The organism is Stenotrophomonas sp. AGC87 (genome assembly GCF_057333975.1).
Genome location: NZ_JBHFHW010000044.1, coordinates 56,054 through 60,978, shown reverse-complemented (window position 1 = coordinate 60,978; position 4,925 = coordinate 56,054). Strand labels below are relative to the sequence as shown.

Annotated in this window: 2 protein-coding genes; one reads left to right on the top strand and one right to left on the bottom strand. The window is 68.0% G+C overall.

Translation table 11 applies throughout. The features are described 5' to 3' along the window. Window positions 1–90: 90 nt before the first annotated feature. On the bottom strand, window positions 91–2,931 hold the full coding sequence (glnE, locus tag ACE026_RS20450) for a bifunctional [glutamate--ammonia ligase]-adenylyl-L-tyrosine phosphorylase/[glutamate--ammonia-ligase] adenylyltransferase (RefSeq protein WP_486040678.1): 2,841 nt from the start codon (window positions 2,929–2,931) through the stop codon (window positions 91–93). A 375-nt stretch (window positions 2,932–3,306) separates the two neighbouring features. Here glnE and scpC point away from each other — a divergent pair, with 375 nt between their 5' ends. Continuing rightward, entirely contained in the window at window positions 3,307–4,821 is a 1,515-nt protein-coding gene (gene scpC / locus ACE026_RS20445; protein ID WP_070471520.1) for a succinyl-CoA:acetate CoA-transferase ScpC, read from the top strand. Window positions 4,822–4,925: the final 104 nt, after the last annotated feature.

Here is a 4,925-nt window from a genome sequence, read left to right as displayed (position 1 = left end):
GGCCGGCTCCGCAGAGTTCATGGGAGCCGGCCAGCGGCCGGCACTACCGGTGCCAGAGCGGTGCGAGGTCGACGACTGTGCAAACCACCGTCAGCTGACGACGTCGATCCGCACCTGGAACGGCAACCCCGCCGCATCGCTTGCCGCGATGATCATCGCGCGCGCCGCTTCCAATGCAGGGGTCGGTGGCGCCAGGCGCGGGCGGCGGTCCAGCGTGCAGGCCAGGCCCACATCCAGCAGCGCCGCATGCGCCTCGTGCAGGCCATCGCGGGTGCCGCCGGGCAGCCAGGCGATGTCGGCCAGCGCGTCGATCAGGCTGGGGGTATCGCGCGGTTGCACCACCTGCGGGTGCGTAACGGCGCTGTCGAGCACGCCGGTCTGCAGCAGGAATTCGAGATCGACAATGCCACCTGCGCCCTGCTTGAGATCGAGCCGTGCGGCATCGCTGCGGTCCAGTTCGGCACGCATGCGCGCCCGCATCTTCAGCACGTCGGTGTAGAGCACGGCGTTGTCGCGCGGGCGCGCCAGCGTCTGCGCGCGCACCCGTTCGAAGTCGGCCAACAGCGAGTCATCGCCGGCGATGGCACGGGCGCGCACCAGTGCCTGGTGCTCCCAGGTCCAGGCACGTTCGCGCTGGTATTCGGTGTAGCTGGCCAGTGAGGAAACCAAGGCGCCCTTGCCACCATCCGGGCGCAGACGCACGTCGATGTCGTACAGGCGGCCGGCGGCGGTGACCGCGCCGAGCATCGCCATCACCTTCTGTGCCAGGCGGGCGTACCAGCGGCCGGGATCCAGTGGACGCGGGCCGTCGCTGCTGTCCTGATCGGCCGGGTGGTCGTGCAGGAAGACCAGATCCAGATCCGAGCCGAAGCCCAGCTCCAGTCCGCCCAGGCTGCCGTAGCCGATGATCGCGAAACGCCCGCCGGGGATGCCGCCGTGCTGGCGCTGCATGTCGGCCTGCACCAGCGCGAGCACGGTGACGACGACCGCTTGGGCGAGTTCGGCCAGTTGCCGGGTGGTGTCGACGGCGCGCTGACGGCCATCCAGCGTGGCCATCGCCATGCGGAAGCTCAGCGCCAGCCGGGTCTCGTTGAGCAGGCGCAGCGCGGCTTCGGGATCATCGATGGTCAGCGCGACAGCGCACTCGGCCTGCATGCCCGCGGCGTCCGGCATCGGGCCGGAGACGCGCACGTCGAGCAGTTCATCGAGCAGCAGCGGATACGCTGCCAGGCGCTCGGCCAGCAATGCGCTGCGTGCAAGCACGTCGACCAGGCGTGCCAATGCGCTGGGCTGTTCGTCGAGCAGAGCGAGATAGCTGGTCCGGCGCAGGATCGCCTGCAGCAGGCCGAGCACGCGCTTGAGCGCGGCATCCGGCTGCGGTGAGCGCGTGGCGGCGTGCAGCAGCGCCGGCAGCACGCGGTCCAGGCGCGCACGCGCGGCATCGGACAAGGACTTCACCCCGGAGCTCTGCGCGAAATCGCGCAGCGATTGATCGGCGCTGCCGGCATCGAAGAAGCCGGCCTCGGCCAGCACCTCGGCGCTGCCGTTGTCGGGCAGGCCGCGCCAGTAGCTGGCCAGTGCATCCGGCGCGGCCTGGCCACGGCGCGGTGCGAGCAGTGCGGCGAACTCGATGCTGACCCGCTCGCGCTGCACATCCAGCGCGGCAACCAGCGCGTCCCAGTCTTCGTAACCGAGTCCGCTGGCGATGCGCAGACGGTCGGTGGTGTCGGTGGGCAACGCATGCGTCTGTGCATCGCGCAGCATCTGCAGGCGGTTTTCCAGGCGACGCAGGAAACCGTAGGCATGCAGCAGGTCGGCGCCGTCCTGCTCGGCCATCTGGCCGGAGGCGACCAGCGCCGGCAGCGCGTGCAGCAGGCGACGCTCGCGCAGTGGGGCTTCGCGGCCGCCGCGGATCAACTGCAGGGCCTGCGCGAGGAACTCGATTTCGCGGATGCCGCCGGGGCCGCGCTTGATGTCGTCGTGCATCTCGCGGCGCGACACTTCTGCGGTGATCGCGGCCTTCATCTCGCGCAGACCATCGAGCGCGGTGAAATCCAGATAGCGGCGGTAGACGAACGGGCGCAGGGTCTGCAGCCACGCTTCGCCGGCGGCGATATCACCGGCGACGGCACGCGCCTTCAGCCAGGCATAGCGCTCCCAGTCACGGCCTTCGCGCTGGAAGTACTGGTCCATGCCGGCGAACGACAGCGCCACGCGCCCGGCATTGCCGAAGGGGCGCAGGCGAAGATCGACGCGGTGGCTGAAGCCATCCACGGTGGTGTCATCGAGCAACCGCGCGAGGCGCTGGCCAAGGCGTGCGAAGTATTCCTCGGCGGCGAGCGGGCGCGCGCCATCGGATTCGCCGCCCTGCGGGTAGGCGTAGACCAGGTCCACGTCCGAACTGAAATTGAGTTCACCACCGCCGAGCTTGCCCAGCCCGAACACGACCAGCTGCTGCGCGCTGCCGTCCGCCGCACGGACCACGCCATGGCGGCCGGTGAATTCCTGCTCCAGCGCGGAGAGCGCGAGCTGCAGGCACTCCTCCGCCAAGCGGGTGGCACCGGCAAGCGTGGCAGGCACGTCATCCTGCCCGGTCAGGTCGCGCCAGATCAGGCGGGTGGAGGCGGCGGTGCGGTAGCGGCGCAGGCGCTGCTGCCATTCGCTGGGCTGCAGCGGATCCAGCTCGGGCAGGGGCAGCGGTGGGCAGCCCTCCTGGGTGAGATGCGACAACAGCGCCGGCTGGCGGCACAGGGTGTCGATGGCGAAGTCGCTGGTGACGGCCAGCGCGCGCAGGGTCGCCAGTACGGGTGCCGGAGGCGGCCAGTGGCCGCCATCGGTCAGCGACAGGGCCAGGCGCGCCAAAGCGCGATTAACCAGGGGAACAAGGGCATCGGGGACGCGCGCGGGCGCGGCGAGGTCGGAGATCGGCATGAGGGGATTATGCCCGGCGCGGGTCGCCCTGCAGGGCAAGAAGCGTGTTCACCGGTTGCGCGGTCGTGAGCGGGCGCGTGTCGACGCGCGAGACCCAACGGCGCCCCGGTGTTCCGGAGGCGAGACATAAAAAAGCCCGCTTGCAGCGAACTGCCAGCGGGCTCTGCTCCCTCCCCCACGTCGGGATGCAGGTCGATCTTCTAGGGTCGGCGACGAACTTGCACGCTGCACTGCAAAACAATACTTGCGGGTACAGAAGTAGGCCGGAAACCTGAACAGGGGGGCGCCGATGTGAAAACGCCATCCCACCAAGGTAGAACCCCTGCCCCTGCGTGGATCGCCGATAATGGAGATCCCCCCAAAAACGTTGTCGTCATGTCTGTCGATCGCATTGCAAACGCGCGTCTGCGTGACCGCGTTGTCTCCGCCGAAGCTGCCGCCGCCCTGATCCAACCGGGTGAAACCGTCGCCATGAGCGGCTTTACCGGTTCAGGTTATCCCAAGGCGGTGCCGGTCGCGCTGGCGCAACGCATCGAAGCGGTGCACGCCCAGGGCCTGCCCTTCCAGATCAGCCTGATGACCGGCGCCTCGACCGCGCCGGAGCTGGATGGCGCGCTGGCCAAGGCCGATGGCATCGCGATGCGCATGCCCTTCCAGAGCGACCCGGATGCGCGCAACCGCATCAACGAGGGCAAGCTGGATTACATCGACATCCACCTCAGCCACGTCGCCCAGCACGTATGGTTCGGCTTCTATGGCGACATCGACACGGCGGTGATCGAGGTCTCGGCGATCCGCGAGGATGGCTCGCTGGTGCCCTCCACCTCGGTCGGCAACAACAAGACCTGGCTGGACCTGGCCAAGAAGGTGATCGTCGAGGTCAACGAATGGCAGCCGGCCGGCGTGGACGGCATGCATGACATCTACTACGGCACCGCGCTGCCGCCGCACCGCAAGCCGATCCCGCTGGTGCACGCCAACGACCGCATCGGTGAGACCGCGCTGCGCTGCGACCCGGACAAGATCGTCGCCGTGGTGCGTACCAACGGCCCGGACCGCAACAGTCCGTTCAGCCCGATCGATACGACCAGCGAGCAGATCGCGCAGTACCTGATCGAATTCCTCAAGCACGAAGTAGCCAAGGGCCGCCTGCCAGCCAACCTGCTGCCGCTGCAGAGCGGCGTGGGCAACATCCCCAACGCGGTACTGGCCGGGCTGGCCAAGAGCGGCTTCCGCGATCTGAGCGCGTTCACCGAGGTGATCCAGGACGGCATGCTCGATCTGCTGCGCGATGGCGTGTTGAGCTACGCCTCGTGCACCGGCTTCGCGTTGAGCCCGCAGGCGAACGAGACCTTCAAGGAACACATCGATTTCTACCGCGAGCGCATCATCATGCGCACGCAGGAAATCTCGAACCATCCGGAACTGGTGCGCCGCCTGGGCTGCATCGGCATGAACGGCATGATCGAGGCCGACCTGTACGGCAACGTCAACTCGACCCACGTGATGGGCAGCCGGATCATGAACGGCATCGGCGGCTCGGGCGACTTCGCGCGTAACGGGTTCCTGTCCGCGTTCCTGAGTCCTTCGACGGCGAAGAACGGCAGCATCTCGGCGATCGTGCCGATGGTCAGCCACGTGGATCACACCGAACACGATGTGTCGGTGATCGTCACCGAACAGGGCCTGGCCGATCTGCGCGGCCTGACCCCGCGCAAGCGCGCGCGGGTGGTCATCGACAACTGCGCGCATCCGGATTTCCGCGATCAGTTGAATGACTATTTCGACCGTGCCAGCCGCGAGAGCTATGGCAAGCACACCCCGCATCTGCTGCCCGAAGCGCTGTCGTGGCACCAGCGGTGGCTGGATACCGGGACGATGAAAGCCTGATGATGCACGGTACCGACCAACGGTCGGTACCTACCGGGACGTCCAGTTTCCGGGTTGCGATGTACGGACCGTGACGTTCTCTTCCCGGGTAGTGGGGGGGGGGG